Here is a 19,598-nt window from a genome sequence, read left to right as displayed (position 1 = left end):
TCAGCGGACGCCCGCCTCCCGCAGCAGCGCCTCGGTCAGCGCCACCGGGTCGGTCACCGTCGCGGGCATCCCGCGGGCGGTGAACCAGGCGGCCACCACCCGCACGTCGCGGGCCAGGAAGTCGGCCCCCTGCGGGTTCGCCACCACGTCGACCACCTGCGGCAGGTCGATCATCACCAGCCGGCCCGCGTGCACCAGCAGGTTGTACGGCGACAGGTCGCCGTGTGCGTACCCGGCCCGGGCGAGCACCGTCAGGGCCTCCACGAGCTGGTCCCACAGGTCGCGCAACTCGTCGTCGCCGGGCCGGGCCTGGGCCAGCCGCGGCGCGGCCTCCCCCGCCTCGGCGTCGCCGACGAACTCCAGCATCAACTCGGTGCCGAGCAGCTGCACCGGGTAGGGCACGGCGATCCGCCCGGAGGCGGCCCCGATCTCCCAGAGCTGGGACAACGCGGCGAACTCGGCCGCCGCCCACTGCCCGGCGATCATCTGCCGGCCGAACGCGGTGCGGCCGGTCATCGCCCGCATCTCACGGGACCGGCGGACCCGGCGGCCCTCCAGGTAACCGGCGTCGCGGTGGAACAGCCGGTGCTGGGCGTCGCGGTAGCGCTTGACCGCCAGCAGGCAGCCGCGGTCGGTACCCGGCACGGCGCGGCGGACCAGGTGGACGTCCGCCTCCTTGCCGGTCTTGAGCACCCCGAGCTCGGTGTCCCGGGCGGCCAGTTCGGTGACCAGCCACTCCGGGTGCGGTTCGGGGCCGTGGACGGCCTGGTCCCAGGAGGACCAGGCGTCCTCCGCCTCGGGCTCGGCGTCCGGGTCGGTGAGGGTCGGCGGGGTACGCCGCCCCCGCTTCAGGAAGTCGGGTTCGTCGTCGTCGAAGCGGCTCTTGCCGCGGCCACGGCGCTGCGGCGCCGGGATGTCGTGATCGCGCACGGGTGGATCTGTCCTTCGATCGAGGCTGGTGGAGGCAGGTGGTACGACCCTGCGAAAACGGCCATGACCGACCCCCTCTCCTCGACCGGGTACACCCGGCTGCGCACTCGCGCGGCACCATGCTCGTGCCCCGCCCGCAGCGGGTCAATGGATTTTCCGCGCGGTGCGCCGCTGGGCCGCCGCGCCGCCTGCCGGCCTGCGCCGCCGTGCCGCCTGCCGGCCTGCGCCGCCGAGCGCCGTCAGCCGGCCAGGACGGCCGCGACGGCGGCGATCAGCCCGTCCTCGATCCGGGTGGGCGCGAACCTCGGATCGGACCAGCGGCGTCCCCGGTGCAGCCAGACGCTGGGCAGGCCCACCGCCGTCGCGCCGCCGATGTCCGCCTCCGGGCTGTCGCCGACCACCCACGCGCCGCGCAGCGGCATCCGGGCCCGCTGGGCGGCGAGCGCGAAGATCCTCGGGTTCGGTTTGCTGACGCCCGCCTCCTCGGAGATCACCCAGTCGGCGACGTACCGGTCCAGGCCGGTCTTGCGAATCTTGGCGTCCTGTTGACGGGACGCGCCGTTGGTGACCACCACCGGCACCCAGCCCGCGTCGGCGGCGATCCGCAGCGCGCAGGCCACCAGCGGGTCCAGCCGCATATGGGCCACCACGCCGTCGTGCAGCTCGTCGACCAGGTCGATCGAGGGGATGCGCAGCGCGTACCGGTCGCGGATCGCATCCGCCACGTCCCACCTGTTGGTCAGTCCGTCCGCGTCCACGGACACCAACCAGTCGAGGTCGGCCGGCGGCGCGCCGATGCCGTCCAGGAAGCGTTCTCCCCAGGCGCGGAACGGCCCGTCGCGGTCCAGCAGGGTGTTGTCCAGATCAAGCAGGAGCAACGGCACCTGGGCACCCTACGGGACGGGCCGGAGCACCGACAGGGCCGAGGGCCCCGCCACGGCGATCAGGCCACGAGGACGGCGCGAGCCGCCCCGGCGCCGAGCGGGCGGTCCCGCAGCATGGTGTGCGCCGCGCGGGTGGCGGCCAGCGCGTCCGGGTCCAGCGTGGCCACCAGCACGTCCTCGCCGGTGTCGGCGCCCCGGGCCAGCGGCCGGCCCTCCGGGTCGTACACCGCCGCGCCGCCGTTGAAGCGCCACGGATCGGCGCCGCCGACCGCGTTGGCGAACACCACGTACATGGTGTTGTCCAGCGCCCGGGCCGCGTAGTAGAGGTCGCGGCGGTGCGCCGAGCCGACCAGGTAGCCGCTCGGGCAGAGGTAGCCGTGCGCGCCGTCGCGGGCGGCGGCCCGCGCGTGCTCCGGGAAGCAGCCGTCGTAGCAGACGCCCAGTCCCAGCCGCCACGTGTCGACCTCGAGCGTGGCACCCCGGCGGCCGGCGTCGAACAGCTCCCGCTCGCCGCTCCAGAGCTGCTGCTTGTCGTACGCGGCGGTGACCGTGCCGGCCGGGTCCACGACGAGCGAGGAGATGGTGCGCCGCCGGTCGGGGTGGCGGACGGCGGCGCCGATCACCACGGCTGCGCCCGCGTCGGCGGCGGCGGAACGCAGCGGGTCCAGCCGGGCGTCGCTCACCCGGCCGCCGGCGTCGGCTGCCACGTCCGTGCCCTCCGGATCGGCGCCGAGCGTCGGCGGGTGGTACGCCGGCAGGAACAGCTCGGGCAGCACCACGACGCGGGCACCCTCGGCCCGGCCGGCGAGGCGGGCGGCGGCGCGGGCGTTGCCGGCGACGTCGCCGGGGACGGGCTGGGCCTGGACGGCGGCGACGGTGAGCGGGCGCGCGGGAAGGGCGGTCACCCGCCGATCGTAACCACCGGGCGGTGCCAGATGATCAAGCGTCGGCCGCATCTCAAGCCGTACGTACGGTTTGCATCGACCGGTTCCACCTGCGACGATCCGTTCGTGCCCAGAGTAAGTCAGGACCAGCTCGACGCGCGCCGGCAGGAGATCCTCGCGGCGGCGCGGGCGTGTTTCGCCCGGCACGGATACGAGGGCGCCACCGTACGGCGGCTGGAGGAGGCCACCGGCCTGTCCCGGGGCGCGATCTTCCACCATTTCCGGGACAAGGACTCCCTGTTCCTCGCCGTGGCCGAGGACGACGCCGCCGCGATGGTGGAGACGGTCGCCCGCAACGGCCTCGTGCAGGTCATGCGCGACCTGCTGGCCCGGGCCGTCTCGCCGGACACCACCGGCTGGCTCGGCAGCCAGCTGGAGGTCTCCCGCCGGCTACGCACCGACCCCGCCTTCGCCAAGCGCTGGGCGGAACGGTCCGAGGCCATCGCCGCCGCGACCCGGGAGCGCCTGCTGCGCCAGCGCGAAGCAGGCGTCCTCCGCGACGACGTGCCGATCGACGTGCTCGCCCAGTTCCTGGAGCTGGCCTACGACGGGCTGGTGCTGCACCTGGCGATGGGCCGCCCGGCCGGCGACCTGGCCCGGGTGCTCGACCTGGTCGAGGAGGCCGTCCGCCGGCACTGAACCGGCGCCGGTCTCGGTCCGGTAACTACGCCCCTCCAGGAGATCGACTCTGGCGCGCCTGCTCCACAATGAGCCGCGACCCCTCCTCGCGACAGGAGCAGACGATGATCCCCACCGACACCTGGGGCATCCCCGGCCCCGTATTCCTGCGCTGGTACCTCCTGCTCGCCGTCGTCCTGGTCATCGGTGCGATCGTGTACCGGTGGCGCATGCTGGCGGGCACGCCGGTGGCCGTCCACGGCGGACTGGGGCCGCAGCAGGTCGCCTACCTCAACGGCGGCGACCAGCTCGCCGTCTGGGCCGCGCTGGGCGGGCTGCGCCACGCGGGCGCGGTAGGCGTCCGGCCGGACCGGCGGCTCACCACCGGCGGTCCGCTGCCGGCCGGCGCCACGCCGCTGGACCAGGCGGTCCACCACGCGGCGAGCCGCGGCCTGCGAACCCGGGACCTGGCCACCGACGAGTGGGTGCGGCGCGCGCTCGACGAGCTGCGCGACGGCCTGGTACGCCGGGGCCTGGCCCTGGACCAGGAGCGACGCCGGACGCTGCGACGCGGCGCGCTGCTGATCGGAGCCCTGCTGGCGATCGGCATCGTGCGCGCGGTCTCCGGGCTCCTCAACGACCGGCCCACCGGCTGGCTGCTGCTCAGCCTGTTCCCGCTCGGCCTCGCGTTCGTGCTGCTCAACCGCGTGCCGTGGCGTACCCGGGCGGCCACCGCCGCGCTGAACGACATGCGCCGCCGGCACGCCTGGCTGCGGCCGGACGCCAGGCCCGCGTACTCCACGTACGGCGCGACGGACGTGGCGCTGGGCGTGGCGCTGTTCGGTACCGCCACGCTCTGGACCATGGACCCGGGCTTCGCGGAGCAGGCCGAGATCCAGCGGCAGGCGCTGGGCAACACGGGCGGCGCGAGCAGCGGCACCTCCTGCGGCGGCGGGGCGACCGCCGGTGGCACCTCCTCGTGCGGCGGCGGCAGCTCGTGCGGCGGGGGTGGTGGCTGCGGCGGGGGCGGCGGGTGCGGCGGATGAGCGGCCCGTCCGGCGTCGGCATCGGCTGGCGCCCCGAGATCGCCGGCTTCGTCGCCGGGCTACCGGGACTGCGCTTCGTCGAGGTGGTCGCGGAGGCGATCGCACCGGCCGGGCCGCTCCCGGACGGGCTCACCGACCTGCGCGGACGCGGCGTCGACGTCGTACCCCACGGGGTGCGGCTGTCCCTCGGCGGCGCGGAACCGGTCGATCCGGCCCGGGTGGCGCACCTGGCCGGGGTGGCCGCGGCCCTGGACGCGCCGCTGGTGAGCGAGCACATCGCGTTCGTGCGGGCCGGCGGCCTGGAGGCCGGTCACCTGCTGCCCCTGCCGCGCAGCCGCGAGGCGGTCGCGGCGGTGGTGGCGAACGTCCGGCGGACGCAGGCGGAGCTGCCGGTGCCGCTGGCCCTGGAGCCGATCGCGGCGCTGTTCGACTGGCCGGACGACGAACTGGACGAGGCGGACTTCCTCACCGAGATCCTCGACGCCACCGGCGCGCTGCTGCTGCTCGACGTGGCGAACGTGCACGCCAACGCCCGCAACCGGGGCGGCGAGCCGGCCGCGCTGCTGGACCGGCTGCCGCTGGAACGCATCGCCTACGTGCACGTCGCGGGCGGCGCCGAGCACGGCGGCTTCTACCACGACACGCACACCGATCCGGTGCCCGAGGCCGTGCTGGACCTGGTCCGCGAACTGTGCACCAGGCGCCGCCCGCCCGCGCTGCTGCTGGAACGCGACGGGCACTACCCGCCCGCCGCCGAGCTGCGCGGCGAGCTGGACGCGCTGGCCGCCGCGTCCGGCCACCCGGTGGTCACGTGAGCGGCGACCTGGCCGCCCGGCAGGCCGAACTGGTCGCGGCGCTCGTCGCCGGTGGACCGCTGCCGCCCGGCTTCGCCCCGGCCCCGGTCGAGGCGGCCCGACGGGCGCTGCTGCGCAAACGGGCCGGGGACGTGGCCCGGCACTGGCCGCTGCTCGCCGCCGGCCTCGGACCGGACTGGCCGGCCGCGTTCACCACGTGGGCCGACGGCCGGCCCACGAACGGGTCGCTGCGCGACGGCTGGGATCTCGCCCGCGACCTGCTCGACCGGGACGCGCTGCCGCCCCTGGGCGCGGACGAGCTGGCCGCGCGGGAGGCCGCGAGCCGCTACGACGGCCAGCGCCCGCCCCGGCCACGCCGGCTGCCGGCCCTCGCCCGGACCGGCGGCGCCGTCGCGGTTCAGGTCGCCGGCCGGGTACGCCTGGTGCGGCCCGCCCCGCGCTGACAGGCACCCGCCGGTACGGCAGGATCGGTGCATGGATCTCGGACTCGCCGACCGGGTGTACGTGCTCACCGGCGCCTCCGGCGGCCTCGGCTTCGCCACCGCCGAACACCTCGTCGCCGACGGCGCCCGGGTCGTCATCTCCGCGCGTACCCCGGAACGGGTGGCCGCCGCGGTCGAGGCGCTCGGTGACCCGCAGCGGGCGATCGGGCTGACCGCCGACCTCGCCGACCCCGCCACCCCGGAGCGGCTCGTCGCCGCCGCCCGCGAACACTTCGGCCGCCTCGACGGCGCGCTGATCTCGGTCGGCGGCCCACCGCCCGGCACCGCCGCCACCGTCACCGACGAGCAGTGGCGCGAGTCGTTCGAGACGGTCTTCCTGGGCAGCGTCCGGCTCGCCCGCACGGTGGCCGGGGCACTCACCGACGGCGGCGCGATCGGGCTGGTGCTGTCCACCTCGGTACGCGGACCGCTGCCCGGCCTCGGCATCTCCAACGGGCTGCGGCCGGGCCTGGCCGGCGTCGCGAAGGACATGGCCGACGAGTTCGGCCCGCACGGCGTCCGCGTGGTCAGCCTGCTGCCGGGACGGATCATGACCGACCGCAACCGGGAGCTGCTTGCCGGTTCCGGCGACCCCGAGCGGGCTCGCGCGCAGGCAGAGGCGGCGATCCCGCTCGGGCGCATCGGCGACCCGGCGGAGTTCGGCAGGGTGGCCGCGTTCCTGCTCTCCCCCGCCGCCGGGTACGTCACCGGGATCACCGTTCCGGTCGACGGCGGCGCGCTGCGCGGGCTGTGACGGTGGGCGCGACGGCCGGGCTTCCCGCGGCGGTGGGCGGGCTTTCCACGGCGGTGGGCGGGCTTTCCGCGGCGGCCGGCCGGGTGCGGGTGGCCGCGCCCGCGGCGGGCCGGTCACCCGGGACGGTGGGCCGGTGAGCGATCGACGGCGGCCGGGCGGTGGGCGGCCCGAGGCCGCGCCCGGACCGGGCACGCCCGCCCGCCGCCATCCCCGGCCCAGCCGCGAGCAGCTCGCCGCGGCGGCCGACCGGCTGCTGCCCGACGTGATCGCGCCCGGCCTGGACGTGCTGTTCGTCGGCATCAACCCCGGCCTGTGGTCGGCGGCCACCGGCTGGCACTTCGCCCGCCCGGGCAACCGGTTCTGGCCCGCCCTGCACCGGGGCGGCTTCACGCCGCGCCTCCTGCACCCCAGCGAACAGGACACGCTCCCGGCACTGGGCCTCGGCATCACCAACATGGTGGCCCGGGCCAGCGCCCGCGCCGACGAACTCACCGCCGGCGAACTGGTCGACGGCGCCGCCACGCTCACCACGAAGGTCGAGCACTACCGGCCGCGCTGGGTGGCGGTGGTCGGGGTGACCGCGTACCGGATCGGGTTCGCCCGGCCGAAGGCCGGTTTCGGGCCGCAGCCGGAGACGCTCGCGGCGGCCCGGCTGTGGGTGCTGCCCAACCCGAGCGGCCTGAACGCCCACTTCACGCCGGAGACGCTCGGCGCCGCGTTCGCCGAGCTGCGCGTCGCGGTCGCCGCAGGTTAGGGCTTCGGCCGTCCGGTGCCGGCGGGGCCGTCGGTGGCCCGGCCGGCCGGGCCGTTAGTTGGCGGTGGCCGGGGGCATGGCCTCGTGGGCGACGTAGGTGCCCATCGGCACGGTGGTCACCACCGGCTCGGGCTGCTCGGCCTCGGCGGGGGGCGCGGGCGAGTCGGTGACCGCGAACTGGGTGCGGTACAGCTCGGCGTACAGGCCGCCGACCGCCACCAGCTCGTCGTGCCGGCCGCGCTCCACGATCCGTCCCTCGTCGAGCACGAGGATCTGGTCGGCGTCGCGCACTGTGGAGAGCCGGTGCGCGATGACCAGCGCGGTACGCCCGGTCAGCGCCACCGACAACGCCCGCTGCACCGCTGCCTCGCTCTCCGAGTCCAGGTGGGCGGTGGCCTCGTCGAGGATCACGATCGACGGGGCCTTGAGCAGCAGCCGCGCGATGGCGATGCGCTGCTTCTCGCCGCCGGAGAAGCGGTAGCCGCGCTCGCCGACAGTCGTGTCGAGCCCGTCCGGCAGTGCCCGGACCAGGTCGGCGACCTGCGCGCCGGCCAGCGCCGCCCAGATCTCGTCGTCGGTGGCGTCGGGCTTGGCGTAGCGCAGGTTCTCCCGGATCGTCTCGTGGAACAGGTGCGAGTCCTGGGTGACCACGCCGATCTCGTCGCGCAGGGAGGCGAGCGTCGCGTCCCGTACGTCGACGCCGCCGACCAGCACCTGGCCGTCGCTGACGTCGTAGATCCGGGAGATCAGCATGGACAGCGTCGACTTGCCGGCGCCGGAGGGACCGACCAGGGCCACCATCTGACCCGGCTCGACGGCGAACGACACGCCCCGCAGCACCGGCTCGTTCACCGTGCGGTCGAGGGTCGAGACCTCCTCCAGGGAGGCCAGTGACACCTCGGCGGCGCTCGGGTAGCGGAAGCGCACGTCGCGGAACTCGACCCGGCCGTTGCCACGCGGCACCGGCACCGCGTCGGGCTTCTCGGCGATGGACGGGCGCAGGTCGAGCACCTCGAAGACCCGGTCGAAGGAGACGAGCGCGCTCATCACGTCGACCCGGACGTTGGACAGCGCGGTCAGCGGGCCGTAGAGGCGGGTCAGCAGCAGCGCCAGCTTGACCACGGTGCCGGCGCTGACCGCACCGGTGACCGCCAGCCAGCCACCGACGCCGTACGTCAGCGCCTGGGCCAGCGACGCGACGAGCAGCATCGCGACGAAGAACGTCCGCGAGTACATCGCGGACTGGATGCCGATGTCGCGTACCCGCTCGGCCCGGCGGGCGAACCGGTCGGCCTCCACCTCCGGCGCGCCGAACAGCTTGACCAGGAGCGCGCCGGCCACGCCGAAGCGCTCGGTCATCGTGGCGTTCATCTTGGCGTCGAGGTTGTACGACTCGCGGGTGATCTCGGCCAGGCGCCGGCCGACCCGGCGGGCCGGGATGATGAAGATCGGCAGCAGCACCAGCGCCAGCACGGTGATCTGCCAGGACAGCACGAGCATCGCCCCGGCGGTGAGCACGAGCTGGATGACGTTGCTGACCACGCCGGACAGCGTCGAGGTGAACGCCCGCTGGGCGCCGAGCACGTCGTTGTTGAGCCGGCTGACCAGGGCGCCGGTCTGGGTACGGGTGAAGAACTGCAGCGGCATCCGCTGGACGTGGTCGTACACCCGGGTGCGCAGGTCGAGGATGATGCCCTCGCCGATGCGGGCCGAGTACCACCGCTGGACCAGGGAGAACAGCGCGTCGGCCACGGCGAGCGCGGCGATGATCAGGGCGAGCCGGACGACAGTCGAGCGGGCGTCCGCGCCGCCGCCGGCGATCGCGTCGATGACGTCGCCGGCGAGCAGCGGCGTGGCCACGCCGATCACCGCGGCGATGATCACGGTGATCAGGAAGACGACGATGTCGCGCCGGTAGGGCTGGGCGAACGCGACGATCCGCCGGGCGGTGCCGCGCTTGAGCTCGTGGGCGGAGACCTCGTCGCGGTTGCGCAGCGACCGGAGCATGCTCCAGCCGCCCATGCCGCCGCCGGCCATCGGGTGGGACACTCGTCACCTCCGGGTCGTCGGGGCAGCATGAACCGTCGGAGTCCATTCTCCCGACGCCTGTGACAACCTCGCGAGTAACCCAGATCTTCCCGAACGGTCCTTACGAAATCGCCGTACCGGCTATTCGCCCCGCCCGGCCAGATCCCGGATCCGCCGGGTCTGCGCCTCCCGCTCGGCGCGCTGCTGCTCGGCGTGCGAACGGTCGGCCGCGCCCGCGAGCAGCGCCTTGATCTCGATGATCGCATCCCGGTTGTTGGCGAGCAGCCCGGCGGAGAGATCACGCACGGCGCCGTCCAGCTCGTCGTTCGGCACCACGAGCGTGGCCAGGCCGATCCGGTCCGCCTCGGCGGCGTCCATCCGCCGGCCGGTGGCGCAGATCTCCAGCGCCCGGGAGTAGCCGACCAGCTCGACCAGGCGGCGCGTGCCGGCCAGGTCGGGAACCAGGCCGAGGGTCACCTCGGCCATCGAGAGCTTCGCGTCGGCGGCGAGCACCCGCATGTCGCAGGCCAGCGCGAGCTGGAAGCCGGCGCCGATGGCGTGGCCCTGCACCGCGGCGATGGACACCACGTCCGGCCGGTGCAGCCAGGTGAAACCGCCCTGGTACCCGGCGATCCGGTCGGCACACTCCGCCTCCGGCATCGCGGCCAGCTCGGCGAAGGAGCCCGGCCCGGTCGCACCGGCGACCGCCAGGTCCAGGCCCGCGGAGAAGGCGCGCCCCTCTCCGCGTACGACGACGACGCGCACGTCGCCGGGCAGGTTCCGGGAGAAGTCGCTCATGGCGCGCCACATCGCCGGGGTCTGGGCGTTGAGTACGTCGGGCCGGCACAACGTCACCGTCGCTACCGGCCCGTCGCAGTCGAAGCGCACTCCGGTCGTCTCGGCGGTCACCGGACGCCCCGGAACGCGCTGATGGACGACGCTGGGGGGCGGGTCACGCCTTCTTCCGGCGCCGGGCGCCGCCGCGCTGCCGCAACTGCACCCCGGACTCGGTGAGCACCCGGTGGATGAACCCGTAGGAACGGCCGGTCGAGGCCGCCAGAGCACGGATGCTCTCTCCGCCGGTGTACCGCTTTACCAGGTCTTTGGCGAGCGTCTGACGCTCGGCCCCGACGATCCGGCGACCCTTCTCAGTGCTGGTGGCTGTGCCGGTGGCTGCCATGCTGATTCCTCACGTCCCAGACTGTGCGGTTCGGATACGGTCCCACCTATTAGACCGCCTCGGACGATCATGCGCCAGATATCAACTATTCGCCAACCGACACGCTACGCAATGTCAGCTTCCCGATAGAGTGATCCTTCCGGCCGGCTGATCCGTACCGCCCGCCGGCGAGCCTGCACGCGGCAGTTCGGCGAAGTGGCGGCATCCTCCCGCATGATCGACACCACTTCCCCGAAGTGGCTGCATCACCGTGCTCCGGACACCTCCACTTCGGCGAACTGGTGTGGATCATGCGATTGCCGGTGCGGCGGGCCGCATCGTGCGCGGGGTGTTCGACGTGATCACGGCCGCGGTGGTGGCCGCCGCCGGGCTGCTCGTGGTGCCGGACCCGTGGCCCGGCCTGCTCGGCCTGCTGCCGATCGCGCTCGGCATACGCGCGCTCCAGAAGTGCCGCCAAGTTCATGGTCAACAGGGATGGCGCGGGTGAAGAGCGAGGGCGGGGTCAGGCCAGCTCCACCAGCTCCAGCAGGTCGTCGGACCAGGCGTCCTCGTCGCCGTCCGGGAGCAGGATGGCGCGGTCCGGCTTGAGCGCGGTGACCGCACCCGGGTCGTGCGTGACCAGCACGATCGCGCCCGGGTAGCGGGCGATCGCGTCGAGCACCTGCTCGCGGCTGACCGGGTCGAGGTTGTTCGTCGGCTCGTCCAGCAGCAGCACGTTGGCGCCGGAGCAGACCAGCGTGGCCAGCGCCAGCCGGGTCTTCTCGCCGCCGGAGAGCACACCGGCCGGCTTGTCCACGTCCTCGCCGGAGAACAGGAACGCGCCGAGGATCTTGCGCAGGTCGGTGTCGGTCTGGTCGGACGCGGCGCTGCGCATGTGCTCCAGGATCGTCCGGTCCACGTCGAGCGTCTCGTGCTCCTGCGCGTAGTAGCCCAGCCGCAGCCCGTGCCCGGGGCGTACCTCGCCGGTGTCCGGCTCCAGCAGCCCGCCGAGCATCCGCAGCAGCGTGGTCTTGCCGGCGCCGTTGAGGCCGAGGATGGCCACCCGGGAACCCCGGTCCACCGCCACGTTCACGTCGGTGAAGATCTCCAGCGACCCGTACGACTTGGACAGGCCGGTCGCGGTCAGCGGCGTCTTGCCGCACGGCGCGGGGCTCGGGAACCGTACCTTCGCCACCTTGTCCGCGACGCGGACCTCGTCGAGGCCGGAGAGCAGGCGCTCGGCGCGCCGGGCCATGTTCTGCGCGGCGACGGTCTTGGTGGCCTTGGCCCGCATCTTGTCCGCCTGCGCCATCAGCGCGCCGGCCTTCTTCTCGGCGTTCGCGCGCTCCCGGCGGCGGCGCCGCTCGTCGGTCTCGCGGGCCTCCAGGTACGCCTTCCAGCCCAGGTTGTACGTGTCGACGACGGACCGGGTGGCGTCCAGGAACCAGACCTTGTTGACCACCGCCTCCAGCAGCGAGGCGTCGTGGGAGATCACGATCAGGCCGCCCTTGTGGTTGGCGAGGAAGCCGCGCAGCCAGGTGATCGAGTCGGCGTCGAGGTGGTTCGTGGGCTCGTCGAGCAGCAGGATGCCGCCGCCGTTCTCGCCGGCGTCGCGGAACAGGATCCGGGCCAGCTCGATGCGGCGGCGCTGACCGCCGGAGAGCGTGCCGATGGTCTGCGCCAGGGCCCGGTCGGGCAGGCCGAGGTTGGCGCAGATCCGGGCCGCCTCGGCCTCGGCCGCGTAGCCGCCGAGCGAGGCGAACTGGTCCTCCAGCGCGCCGTAGCGGCGCACCAGCCGCTCGTCGTCGGCGCCCTCGGCGAGCTTGTTCTCCAGCTCCTTCATCTGCGCCATGAGCACGTCCAGCCCGCGGGCGGAGAGCACCCGGTCCCGGCCGGTGACGTCCAGGTCGCCGGTGCGCGGGTCCTGCGGCAGGTAGCCGATGGCGCTGCGCCGATCGATCTGGCCGCCGTACGGCTGCCCCTCCCCGGCGAGCACCTTGAGCGTGGTGGTCTTGCCGGCGCCGTTGCGGCCGACCAGGCCGATCCGGTCGCCCGGCTGCACCCGCAGGGTGGTGTCGGACAGCAGGATCCGGGAACCGGCACGCAGTTCCAGGCCGGTGGCAGTGATCATCTCGGAGTACTCGCTCTCGGGTCCGGAAGGGCTGACTCAGGGCACGCGAAAGCGCCGGCGGGTGGAATTTCCCGTCGGCGCGGGGCGGTTCAGCCTTCGCAGCGCAGCACGGGGGCAAGTGTACCGGGCCCCGCGGGCCCTCTCCGCCGGATTACCGTGCAAGATCATCGGGTACGGAGACCGCCGTCCGGACCCGGTCCGGTACCGCAACCACCACATACGGACACATCGGTGATCGGGGTCAACATGGAGCTGAACGAGAACGCGCGGGTCGACACCAGCCAGGTGGACGACCGGCGAGGGTCCGGCGGAGGCGGCGGGATGGGCATTCCGATCCCGATCGGCGGCGGCCGCGGCGGGATCGTGGGCATCATCATCGCCGTACTCGTCGCCCTGGTGGGCGGCGGGTTCGGCCTCAACGCCGCCACCAACGGCGGCGGTGACGAGCAGGGCGACAACACCTCGCTGGAGCAGAAGTGCTCGGCGCAGGACGCGCTGAAGCAGCTGGACTGCCGCAACGCGCTCTACGTCAACTCGATCCAGGCGTACTGGCGTACCGCCATGCCGGAGGCGTTCGGCGAGCAGTACCGGCCGTCGAAGACGGTGTTCTTCAGCCAGAACGTGAGCACCGCCTGCGGCGCCGCCGACTCGGGCGTGGGCCCGTTCTACTGCCCGGCCGACGACCTGGTCTACATCGACCTCACCTTCTACAAGCTGCTCGCCGACCAGCTCGGCGCCGAGGGCGAGTTCGCCCAGCCGTACGTGCTGGCCCACGAGTACGGCCACCACGTGCAGGACCTGCTCGGCACCGAGGCGCAGATGCGCCGCCAGCAGCAGCGCGACCCGCAGAGCGCGAACGCGCTCTCGGTGAAGCTGGAGCTGCAGGCCGACTGCTACGCCGGGGCGTGGGCGAAGAACGCCACCGGCACGGCCGACGACAAGGGCCAGAAGATCTTCACCAGCATCACCGAGCAGGACATCTCGCAGGCCATCGACACCGCCGAGAAGATCGGCGACGACGCGATCCAGCAGCGGTCCGGCCGGCCGGTGAACCCGGACGAGTTCACCCACGGCAGCTCGGAGCAGCGCAAGCAGTGGTTCACCAAGGGCTTCACCACCGGTGACCCGAAGTCCTGCGACACCTTCGGTTCCGGGGCCTGATCCGCTCGGTGCACCGGCCCGCACCGCCGACCTGGTCGGCGGTGCGGGCCGATGTCGTTTCCGGGGCCGGTCAGGCCGGCAGTGTCACCTGACCCGGCGTGGACCGGTTGACTGTGGTGCCGTCGCCGAGCTGACCACCGCTGTTGTCACCCCAGCACCACAGACCGCCGTCGGTACGGATGCCGCAGCCGTGGTCGGTGACCGCGAGGCCGCCGGTCCAGGTGGTGGCCGTACCGGCCTGGACGGGCGCGGTCCGGTGGGTGGTGCTGCCGTCGCCCACCTGGCCGGCCGAGTTCTTGCCCCAGCACCACAGGCTGCCGTCGGTACGCGACGCGCAGGACGTGTCGCTGCTGGCGGCGATCCGGCTCCACGTGGTGGCCGTGCCGATCTGCACCGGCGCGGTCCGGTAGGTGCCGCTCACGCCGAGCTGCCCGTACCCGTTCTCCCCCCAGCACCACAGCGCGCCGGAGCGGACCCCGCAGGTGTGCGCGTACCCGGTCGCGACGCCGGTCCACCCGGTCGCGGTGCCGACCTGCGCGGGAGCGGTCTGGGGCGTCAGGTTGCCGAGCCCGAGCTGGCCGTCCGAGCTGGACCCCCAGCACCAGAGCGCGCCGCCGGTCCGGATCCCGCAGGTGTGCCCGTAGCCGGTCGAGACGCTCACCCAGTCGGTGGCCGTGCCGACCTGCAACGGGGTGTTCGCGACGTACGGCGATGCGCCGACGCCGAGCTGCGTGGTCCGGTTGAAGCCCCAGCACCAGAGCGTGCCGTCGGTGCGGATCGCGCAGGTGTGCTGCGGGCCGGCGTCGACCCGGGCCCAGGTGGTCGCGGTGCCGACCTGCACCGGGGTGCTGCGGCTGGTGGTGCTCCCGTCGCCGAGCTGGCCCCGGAAGTTCGAGCCCCAGCACCACAGCGTCCCGTCGGTGCGGACCGCGCAGGTGTGCCCGGTGCCGGCGTCGGCGTTCGTCCAGGTGGCGGTGCCGACCCGGGCCGGGGTGCCACGGTTCGTGGTGGTCCCGTCGCCGAGCTGGCCGCCGTAGTTCGAGCCCCAGCACCACAGTCCCCCGTCGGTGCTGATCGCGCACGTGTGCGCGCCGCCCGCGGTGACGCTGGTGACTGTGGGCGCGGCGAGCGCGGCGCGCTGCACCGGGCTCGCGTTCGCCGTACCGGCCGTCAGCGCGGCGGTGAGCACGAGGCTTCCGACGCTCATCGCCGCCGCCGCGACGAGGAGCCTCGTCGCACGGCGCCACCGGGCCCGCAGCCGGCCGTCCTGATATCCGCTCATGAAGGTGTTCTCTCCCAACGATGTCGGCACGTGATGGCGGAGGCGAAGCTGCCCTGCGGGTCGCCCGGAGACCCGGCTTCGTGACACCGACGATAGGCATCGAGTCGATTCGATGCACCTTCGAGAAGCGGGATTGAGTCGTCTTGAGGTGATCTTTCCTGTTCAGCGGACCAGGATGTGGACCGCCCGGGCGGCGGCGACTGCGGCCACCAGCACCGCGTGCCGGGGTTCCGGCACGTCGAGCAGGCGCGGCGCGCGCAGCGCCGCGAGCGGGGCCAGCCGCCGGTCGGCCAGGACCGTGTCCACCGCGCGCCGGTCGCCGCCGCACACCAGCGCCGCCAGCGTGCCGGCCTCCGGCAACAGCAGACGTACGGCCAGCTCGGCCGCGTCGCCCAGGGCGGCCTTCGCCTGGTTGTCGCGCCGCCTGGCGAACCGCTGCTGGGACCAGCCGCCCGCCGCGGTACGCCCCTGCACGTACCGGGTGTCCACCTTGGAGACCACCAGGTCGGTGCCGTCGGCGACGCCGACCGCGACAGCGCCCTTGCGGGCCAGCAGCAGGCCCAGCCGGCGGGCCGCCGTGGCCGAGGCGACGAATCCGGGTACGTCCGCCGACGCGCTCGTCCCGGGTGGTCTGTGCAGTTCGGCGGTGGCGCCGTCCGGGGCGGTGAGCAGGAGCCCGTACTCGTGCACGGTCGTGGTCGGCGGGCCGTGCCGGTCGGTGAAGCCCTCGACCCAGCGGGCGACGCGGCCGGGGTCGACCTCGACCCACCGGCCACCCCCCGCGGCGGGTCGGCTGCTCATGGCCCGACGGTACGCCATCGACGGACCCGGGAACGCAACGCGGGAGGACACCGTGACCGGTGCCCTCCCGCGCCTACCGCGTGGATCAGTGGACGGTGAGGTTGCCGCCCTTCAGCTTCACCTCGGCGGTCGCGCCGCCCGTCCAGTCGGACGAGAACAGCAGGGCGCCGCCCTTCCACAGCGTGACCCCGACGGTGTCGTTCCTACCGGGGGCACCCCGGTCGGTCACCGTCACGGCCAGGGTCAGCCCGGAGGCCACCAGCCTGCCCCTGTTGTCGTACAGGGCGGCCTGGTAGCGCACCTGGGCGACCTTGCCCGCCGAGGTGACGCCGAGCGCGTCGACCGTGCCGGCCTTGATCGTGTACGCCTTACCGCCGGAGCGGAACTCGACCTCGGCCCTACCAGTGGCGGGCTTGTTCGCCTTGCCCGGCTTCGCGTTCAGCTCCACCTCGACTGTGGAGTTCACGTCGGCCGGGTAGGTACCCGCTGAGCGGGTGGCGGTGAACTCGCCACCGCCGGTGAGGAACCCGCCGTCGGGGACGGCGACAGTCACCTGGGCGGTGGTGCTGCCCGTGTAGGTGCCGCCGAGGGTCGCGGTGACGGTGTGCGTGCCCTTCGGCAGGGTGGCCGTGCACGCCGCGGACGCGGTGGTGGTGGCCGTGCCGAGCAGGGCCGGCGCGGCGGTGCACAGCGTCACGCCGTCCTCGGTGAAGGTGACCGTGGCGGTCCGGATGTCACCCGCTGTGGTGTCCGTGGCGCCGGGCAGCACCGAGCTGTCCCGGAGCACGGCCCGCAGCAGGGCCTGGCCGGACGTGCGACCGGTCGCGGTGTTCACGAGCGTGTCACCGGCCCAACTGACCGCCGCGTCCTCGGCGGCGACGGTGACGGTGAACGAGGTGCCGCCGGTCAGCCCGGAGCCGTCGGACACGGTCACCGTGACCGGGTAGTCACCCGGGGCCGCGGTGGTGGTGCCGGCGACCGTCCAGGTACGCGTACCCGGGCGGGCGTCGGCCGCGGAGGTGCTCGCGACGGCCAGGGACAGGCCGGCGGGCAGCCCGGTGGCCGCAGCGGTCAGGTCCGCGCCGGCGGTGTCGCCGTCGGTGGCGGTCACCGTGACGGCAGGCGAGAGCGCGTCGCTGTACTGCACACGCACGCCGCCGTCCGGGGCGGTGTCGGTGACGACCGGGACGGAGCGGATGGTGAAGTCGGCGTCGTTGACGTCGAAGAAGACGTTCCCGACCGCCTCGATCTTGATCCGGGCCTTCCCGGTCGCCACGTTCGGCAGCGTCACCGTCGCCGAGCCGGTGTTCGCGGTCTGCTCCGCCAGCACGTACGGGAAGGTCAGCCCGCCGTCCGCGGACAGCGAGATCTTCACCTGCGCGGCGTTCACCGGCGCCACATCGGTACCGGCCACGTCCCACGTCACGGTCTGGGTCGAGCCGCCGTCCAGGACGGCGGCGGTGTCCTGCGAGGTCACCAGGAACGGACCCGCGTCCGGCGCCAGCACCACGGCGACGTCGCCGCTGCCGATGCCGCCGCCACCCAGCCGCCCGTCCCGGGCGGTGAGCTTGAAGTGCAGGGTCCGGTCACCGGCGATGCCGACCCAGTCGCGGGTGGGCAGGAACTCGGAGTAGCAGTCGACCAGCTCGGCCGGCACGTTCGAGGCGCCGCCGGTGGCCGGTGGCGCCGGGGCCTCCGGGCAGGCGCCGGTGGCGGCGTTGGTGTTGCCGGCGAGGATCTGCCGCATGTCCGGGAACACCCGGGTCGAGTCGGTGGTGACCGCGTTCAGACCCGGCGAGTAGTACTTCAGCGTGTCCGTCGGCGACACGATCGCCGCCTCGCCGAAAACCCGGAACAGCGGACCGTTGACCTTCGTGTTGTTCGTCAGCGCCGTACCGGTCGTGGCGCCCCTGTCGTTCTGCTCCCACAGGTACGTGACGGTGTCGCCGTCGGCGTCGGTGGCGCTGCCGGTCAGCGCGAACGGCGTCCGCACCGGGATGGTGACGGTGTCCGGCACGGTGACCACCGGGGCGTGGTTGGTGGTCTCCTCGACCAGCCAGCCGCCGTTGTCGATGGCGCCGCCCTTTGCCGTCTCGCCGACGAAGCCGGAGACGCCGGCGGCGTTCGTCAGCTCCAGCGACGCCACGTTCGTGGTCGCCAGCGTGCCGCCGAAGGTCACCTGGAAGCCGTTGTCGTTGAGCGCGCCGCTGCCACCGAACGCGGCCACCGTGACCGTCGCGCCGGCCGGCCAGCCGGCGATGCCCTCGACGGCGGCCTTGATGCCGGCGGTGGTGTAGTTGACGCCCCGCACGATCGGCGCCGAGTCGGCGCCCGCGTAGCTGACGGTGAACGAGTCGCCGTCGGCGTCGAACCCGTACAGCGAGACGTTCTGCACCTCGTTGATGGCCGGACGGTTCGAGGTGACGTAGTTGGTGATCTCGGTGTAGCTGCGGTGCGACCAGTACGGGTCGCTGTGCGGCTGGAGGTTGTCCTGCTGGCAGATGCCCGCGTACGCCATGATCGACGAACCGCTGCCCGGCTCGTACGAGTTGGCCGCGCTGCGGTTGCCGCCCGAGCAGTTGTACTGCGTGCCGTTGAAGGTGTGGTTGCCGGCGAACTGGTGACCCATCTCGTGCGAGACGTAGTCGACCGCGTAGAAGTCGCCGACCGGTGTCGGCAGGCCGGTGCAGCCCTGCGCCTTGCCGTTGCCGCCGATCACGCCGAGGCTGGCCACGCCACCGCCGTTGACGCCCAGGCCGACGTGGCCCACGTCGTAGTTGCTCGCGCCGACGAGCTGGCCGAGCACGATCCGGTTCCGGCTGAGCGTGCCGCCGCCGCAGGAGGTGAGCTGCGCCGGCGTGAAGCAGGCCGCCGCGCCGCACGGGCCGTTCGGCTCGGTGGCCAGGGCCGGCGTGTTCAGGTTGGTCTTGTCGGTGTCGTTGATCAGGACGAGGCGGATCGCGGTCTCGTCCTCGTAGATCTGGGTGACCCGGTTCATCAGCGTCACCTTCGCGGCGGTGACGTTCTCCGCGCCGAAGTAGGTGGCGTACGACGGGTCGGTCACCAGCGCCACCCGGTAGGTGCGCAGCTTCACCAGCGGCCCGGCCGGCACCTCCGCCTCGGCGATCTCCTCGGCCAGCGCGTGCGCCTCCTGCGTGACGTCCGCACGCTCGACGAACTCGCCCTCCGGGTGCTCCAGGTCGCGGGCGAAGTAGCTCGCGTACAGGCTCTGGTCGCGCTGGTAGTACGGGTCGATGTACCAGTTGCCCTTGGCGGAGCGGACCGAGGCGTGGAACCCGAGCGGGGTGAGGTCCGCGCGGATGGTCGCCGCCGGGTCGTCCAGGCCCTTGCCGGCGTACGTGGTGATCTCCGGGTGCCTCGCGGCCAGGCCGGCCTCCATGACCGGCGAGTCGACCAGCTCGAAGCGCTGGAACGTGCCGTCCGGAGCGGGCAGCGACACCACCTGCTTCGCCACCCGGGCCACCGCCACGCGCTTCTCCGCCGGCGCCTTGTCCAGCAGGCCCTGCATGGTGCCGCGGTCCAGCTTGTACGCGGCCAGCCGCTTGGCCTTGATCGCGGCCTTGCGGCCCGCCTTCGTGGCGGCCGGTTTGCCGTCCACCTTCTGCCACGGTCCGTGGACGCCGGGCGCGGCGGAGGCGGGCGCGGGCGCCGCGAGAACGGGAAGCGTCGCCGCGGCCAGCGCGGCGACGAGGAGGGCAGCGGTCCGTCCGCACCGAGGTCGTCCGGCGGGTTGCCGGTCGCGCGGCGCGCGCCACAGGGTGATCCTCAAGTCTTCTCCCGGTTCGGTC

Annotated in this window: 18 protein-coding genes; 8 read left to right on the top strand and 10 right to left on the bottom strand. The window is 73.7% G+C overall.

Annotated features, from left to right (window positions below; translation table 11 throughout):
• The 3 genes from ACPCK6_RS21720 to ACPCK6_RS21710 form a co-directional block, all read right to left on the bottom strand.
• The gene (locus tag ACPCK6_RS21720; RefSeq protein ID WP_396882849.1) at positions 1-930 is read right to left on the bottom strand and encodes a serine protein kinase RIO; all 930 of its coding nucleotides are present in this window, start codon (positions 928-930) and stop codon (positions 1-3) included.
• A 239-nt stretch (positions 931-1,169) separates the two neighbouring features.
• On the bottom strand, positions 1,170-1,814 hold the full coding sequence (locus ACPCK6_RS21715; RefSeq protein ID WP_120568947.1) for an HAD family hydrolase: 645 nt from the start codon (positions 1,812-1,814) through the stop codon (positions 1,170-1,172).
• Positions 1,815-1,873: 59 nt separating this feature from the next.
• A complete protein-coding gene (locus ACPCK6_RS21710; RefSeq protein WP_423482051.1) occupies positions 1,874-2,719 on the bottom strand; it encodes a carbon-nitrogen hydrolase family protein in 846 nt (281 codons plus the stop codon).
• 105 nt (positions 2,720-2,824) lie between these two features.
• On the opposite strand from ACPCK6_RS21710, the gene ACPCK6_RS21705 reads away from it, so the two are divergent.
• The 6 genes from ACPCK6_RS21705 (at position 2,825) to mug (ending at position 7,227) form a co-directional block, all read left to right on the top strand.
• On the top strand, positions 2,825-3,397 hold the full coding sequence (locus ACPCK6_RS21705; RefSeq protein WP_194803152.1) for a TetR/AcrR family transcriptional regulator: 573 nt from the start codon (positions 2,825-2,827) through the stop codon (positions 3,395-3,397).
• A 104-nt stretch (positions 3,398-3,501) separates the two neighbouring features.
• A complete protein-coding gene (locus ACPCK6_RS21700) occupies positions 3,502-4,422 on the top strand; it encodes a TIGR04222 domain-containing membrane protein (RefSeq protein WP_423482050.1) in 921 nt (306 codons plus the stop codon).
• The gene (locus ACPCK6_RS21695) at positions 4,419-5,237 is read left to right on the top strand and encodes an MbnB/TglH/ChrH family RiPP precursor modification enzyme (protein ID WP_423482049.1); all 819 of its coding nucleotides are present in this window, start codon (positions 4,419-4,421) and stop codon (positions 5,235-5,237) included. The genes ACPCK6_RS21700 and ACPCK6_RS21695 overlap by 4 nt, the downstream gene beginning before the upstream one ends.
• On the top strand, positions 5,234-5,680 hold the full coding sequence (locus tag ACPCK6_RS21690; protein ID WP_423482048.1) for an SCO6045 C-terminal-like domain-containing protein: 447 nt from the start codon (positions 5,234-5,236) through the stop codon (positions 5,678-5,680). The genes ACPCK6_RS21695 and ACPCK6_RS21690 overlap by 4 nt, the downstream gene beginning before the upstream one ends.
• A 31-nt stretch (positions 5,681-5,711) precedes the next feature.
• A complete protein-coding gene (locus ACPCK6_RS21685) occupies positions 5,712-6,473 on the top strand; it encodes an SDR family oxidoreductase (RefSeq protein WP_423482047.1) in 762 nt (253 codons plus the stop codon).
• Between the two features lie 133 nt (positions 6,474-6,606).
• The gene (gene mug / locus ACPCK6_RS21680; protein ID WP_396882842.1) at positions 6,607-7,227 is read left to right on the top strand and encodes a G/U mismatch-specific DNA glycosylase; all 621 of its coding nucleotides are present in this window, start codon (positions 6,607-6,609) and stop codon (positions 7,225-7,227) included.
• A gap of 54 nt (positions 7,228-7,281) precedes the next feature.
• Here the strand turns inward: mug and ACPCK6_RS21675 are convergent, their stop codons facing one another.
• The 3 genes from ACPCK6_RS21675 to ACPCK6_RS21665 all read right to left on the bottom strand — a co-directional run bounded on the left by ACPCK6_RS21675 (position 7,282) and on the right by ACPCK6_RS21665 (position 10,435).
• Entirely contained in the window at positions 7,282-9,264 is a 1,983-nt protein-coding gene (locus ACPCK6_RS21675) for an ABC transporter ATP-binding protein (RefSeq protein WP_396882945.1), read from the bottom strand.
• A gap of 132 nt (positions 9,265-9,396) precedes the next feature.
• Positions 9,397-10,164: an enoyl-CoA hydratase/isomerase family protein gene (locus ACPCK6_RS21670; protein WP_423482046.1), complete on the bottom strand. Its 768-nt coding sequence runs from the start codon at positions 10,162-10,164 to the stop codon at positions 9,397-9,399.
• A gap of 43 nt (positions 10,165-10,207) precedes the next feature.
• A complete protein-coding gene (locus ACPCK6_RS21665) occupies positions 10,208-10,435 on the bottom strand; it encodes a helix-turn-helix domain-containing protein (protein WP_007072022.1) in 228 nt (75 codons plus the stop codon).
• Positions 10,436-10,763: 328 nt separating this feature from the next.
• Here ACPCK6_RS21665 and ACPCK6_RS21660 point away from each other — a divergent pair, with 328 nt between their 5' ends.
• Positions 10,764-10,922, top strand: a complete 159-nt coding sequence (locus tag ACPCK6_RS21660) for a hypothetical protein (RefSeq protein WP_423482045.1) — start codon at positions 10,764-10,766, stop codon at positions 10,920-10,922.
• 15 nt (positions 10,923-10,937) lie between these two features.
• Here ACPCK6_RS21660 and ACPCK6_RS21655 read toward each other — a convergent pair whose 3' ends face one another.
• Positions 10,938-12,545, bottom strand: a complete 1,608-nt coding sequence (locus tag ACPCK6_RS21655; protein ID WP_043329650.1) for an ABC-F family ATP-binding cassette domain-containing protein — start codon at positions 12,543-12,545, stop codon at positions 10,938-10,940.
• 246 nt (positions 12,546-12,791) lie between these two features.
• Between ACPCK6_RS21655 and ypfJ the strand changes: the two genes are divergently transcribed.
• Positions 12,792-13,706, top strand: coding sequence for a KPN_02809 family neutral zinc metallopeptidase (gene ypfJ, locus ACPCK6_RS21650; RefSeq protein ID WP_396882944.1), 915 nt, complete (start codon positions 12,792-12,794; stop codon positions 13,704-13,706).
• A gap of 70 nt (positions 13,707-13,776) precedes the next feature.
• Here the strand turns inward: ypfJ and ACPCK6_RS21645 are convergent, their stop codons facing one another.
• The 3 genes from ACPCK6_RS21645 to ACPCK6_RS21635 all read right to left on the bottom strand — a co-directional run bounded on the left by ACPCK6_RS21645 (position 13,777) and on the right by ACPCK6_RS21635 (position 19,579).
• Positions 13,777-14,988, bottom strand: coding sequence for an RCC1 domain-containing protein (locus tag ACPCK6_RS21645; protein WP_423482044.1), 1,212 nt, complete (start codon positions 14,986-14,988; stop codon positions 13,777-13,779).
• Positions 14,989-15,150: 162 nt separating this feature from the next.
• Positions 15,151-15,789, bottom strand: a complete 639-nt coding sequence (locus ACPCK6_RS21640; protein ID WP_423482043.1) for an acVLRF1 family peptidyl-tRNA hydrolase — start codon at positions 15,787-15,789, stop codon at positions 15,151-15,153.
• 85 nt (positions 15,790-15,874) lie between these two features.
• On the bottom strand, positions 15,875-19,579 hold the full coding sequence (locus ACPCK6_RS21635) for a reprolysin-like metallopeptidase (protein WP_423482042.1): 3,705 nt from the start codon (positions 19,577-19,579) through the stop codon (positions 15,875-15,877).
• Positions 19,580-19,598 lie beyond the last annotated feature (19 nt).

It is taken from the genome of Micromonospora sp. AB353 (assembly GCF_049538395.1).
GTDB classification, from domain to species: domain Bacteria; phylum Actinomycetota; class Actinomycetes; order Mycobacteriales; family Micromonosporaceae; genus Micromonospora; species Micromonospora aurantiaca.
Note: the sequence above shows the minus strand (reverse complement) of the source record. Positions and strands in the feature narration are given on the sequence as shown.

Bases quoted from the DNA above. Each gene is read 5' to 3' on its own strand.
- ypfJ (WP_396882944.1), top strand. From the start codon at position 12,792: ATGGAGCTGAACGAGAACGCGCGGGTCGACACCAGCCAGGTGGACGAC.
- ACPCK6_RS21645 (WP_423482044.1), bottom strand. From the start codon at position 14,988: ATGAGCGGATATCAGGACGGCCGGCTGCGGGCCCGGTGGCGCCGTGCG.
- ACPCK6_RS21695 (WP_423482049.1), top strand. From the start codon at position 4,419: ATGAGCGGCCCGTCCGGCGTCGGCATCGGCTGGCGCCCCGAGATCGCC.
- ACPCK6_RS21675 (WP_396882945.1), bottom strand. From the start codon at position 9,264: ATGGCCGGCGGCGGCATGGGCGGCTGGAGCATGCTCCGGTCGCTGCGC.
- ACPCK6_RS21700 (WP_423482050.1), top strand. From the start codon at position 3,502: ATGATCCCCACCGACACCTGGGGCATCCCCGGCCCCGTATTCCTGCGC.
- ACPCK6_RS21685 (WP_423482047.1), top strand. From the start codon at position 5,712: ATGGATCTCGGACTCGCCGACCGGGTGTACGTGCTCACCGGCGCCTCC.
- ACPCK6_RS21665 (WP_007072022.1), bottom strand. From the start codon at position 10,435: ATGGCAGCCACCGGCACAGCCACCAGCACTGAGAAGGGTCGCCGGATC.
- ACPCK6_RS21640 (WP_423482043.1), bottom strand. From the start codon at position 15,789: ATGAGCAGCCGACCCGCCGCGGGGGGTGGCCGGTGGGTCGAGGTCGAC.
- ACPCK6_RS21655 (WP_043329650.1), bottom strand. From the start codon at position 12,545: ATGATCACTGCCACCGGCCTGGAACTGCGTGCCGGTTCCCGGATCCTG.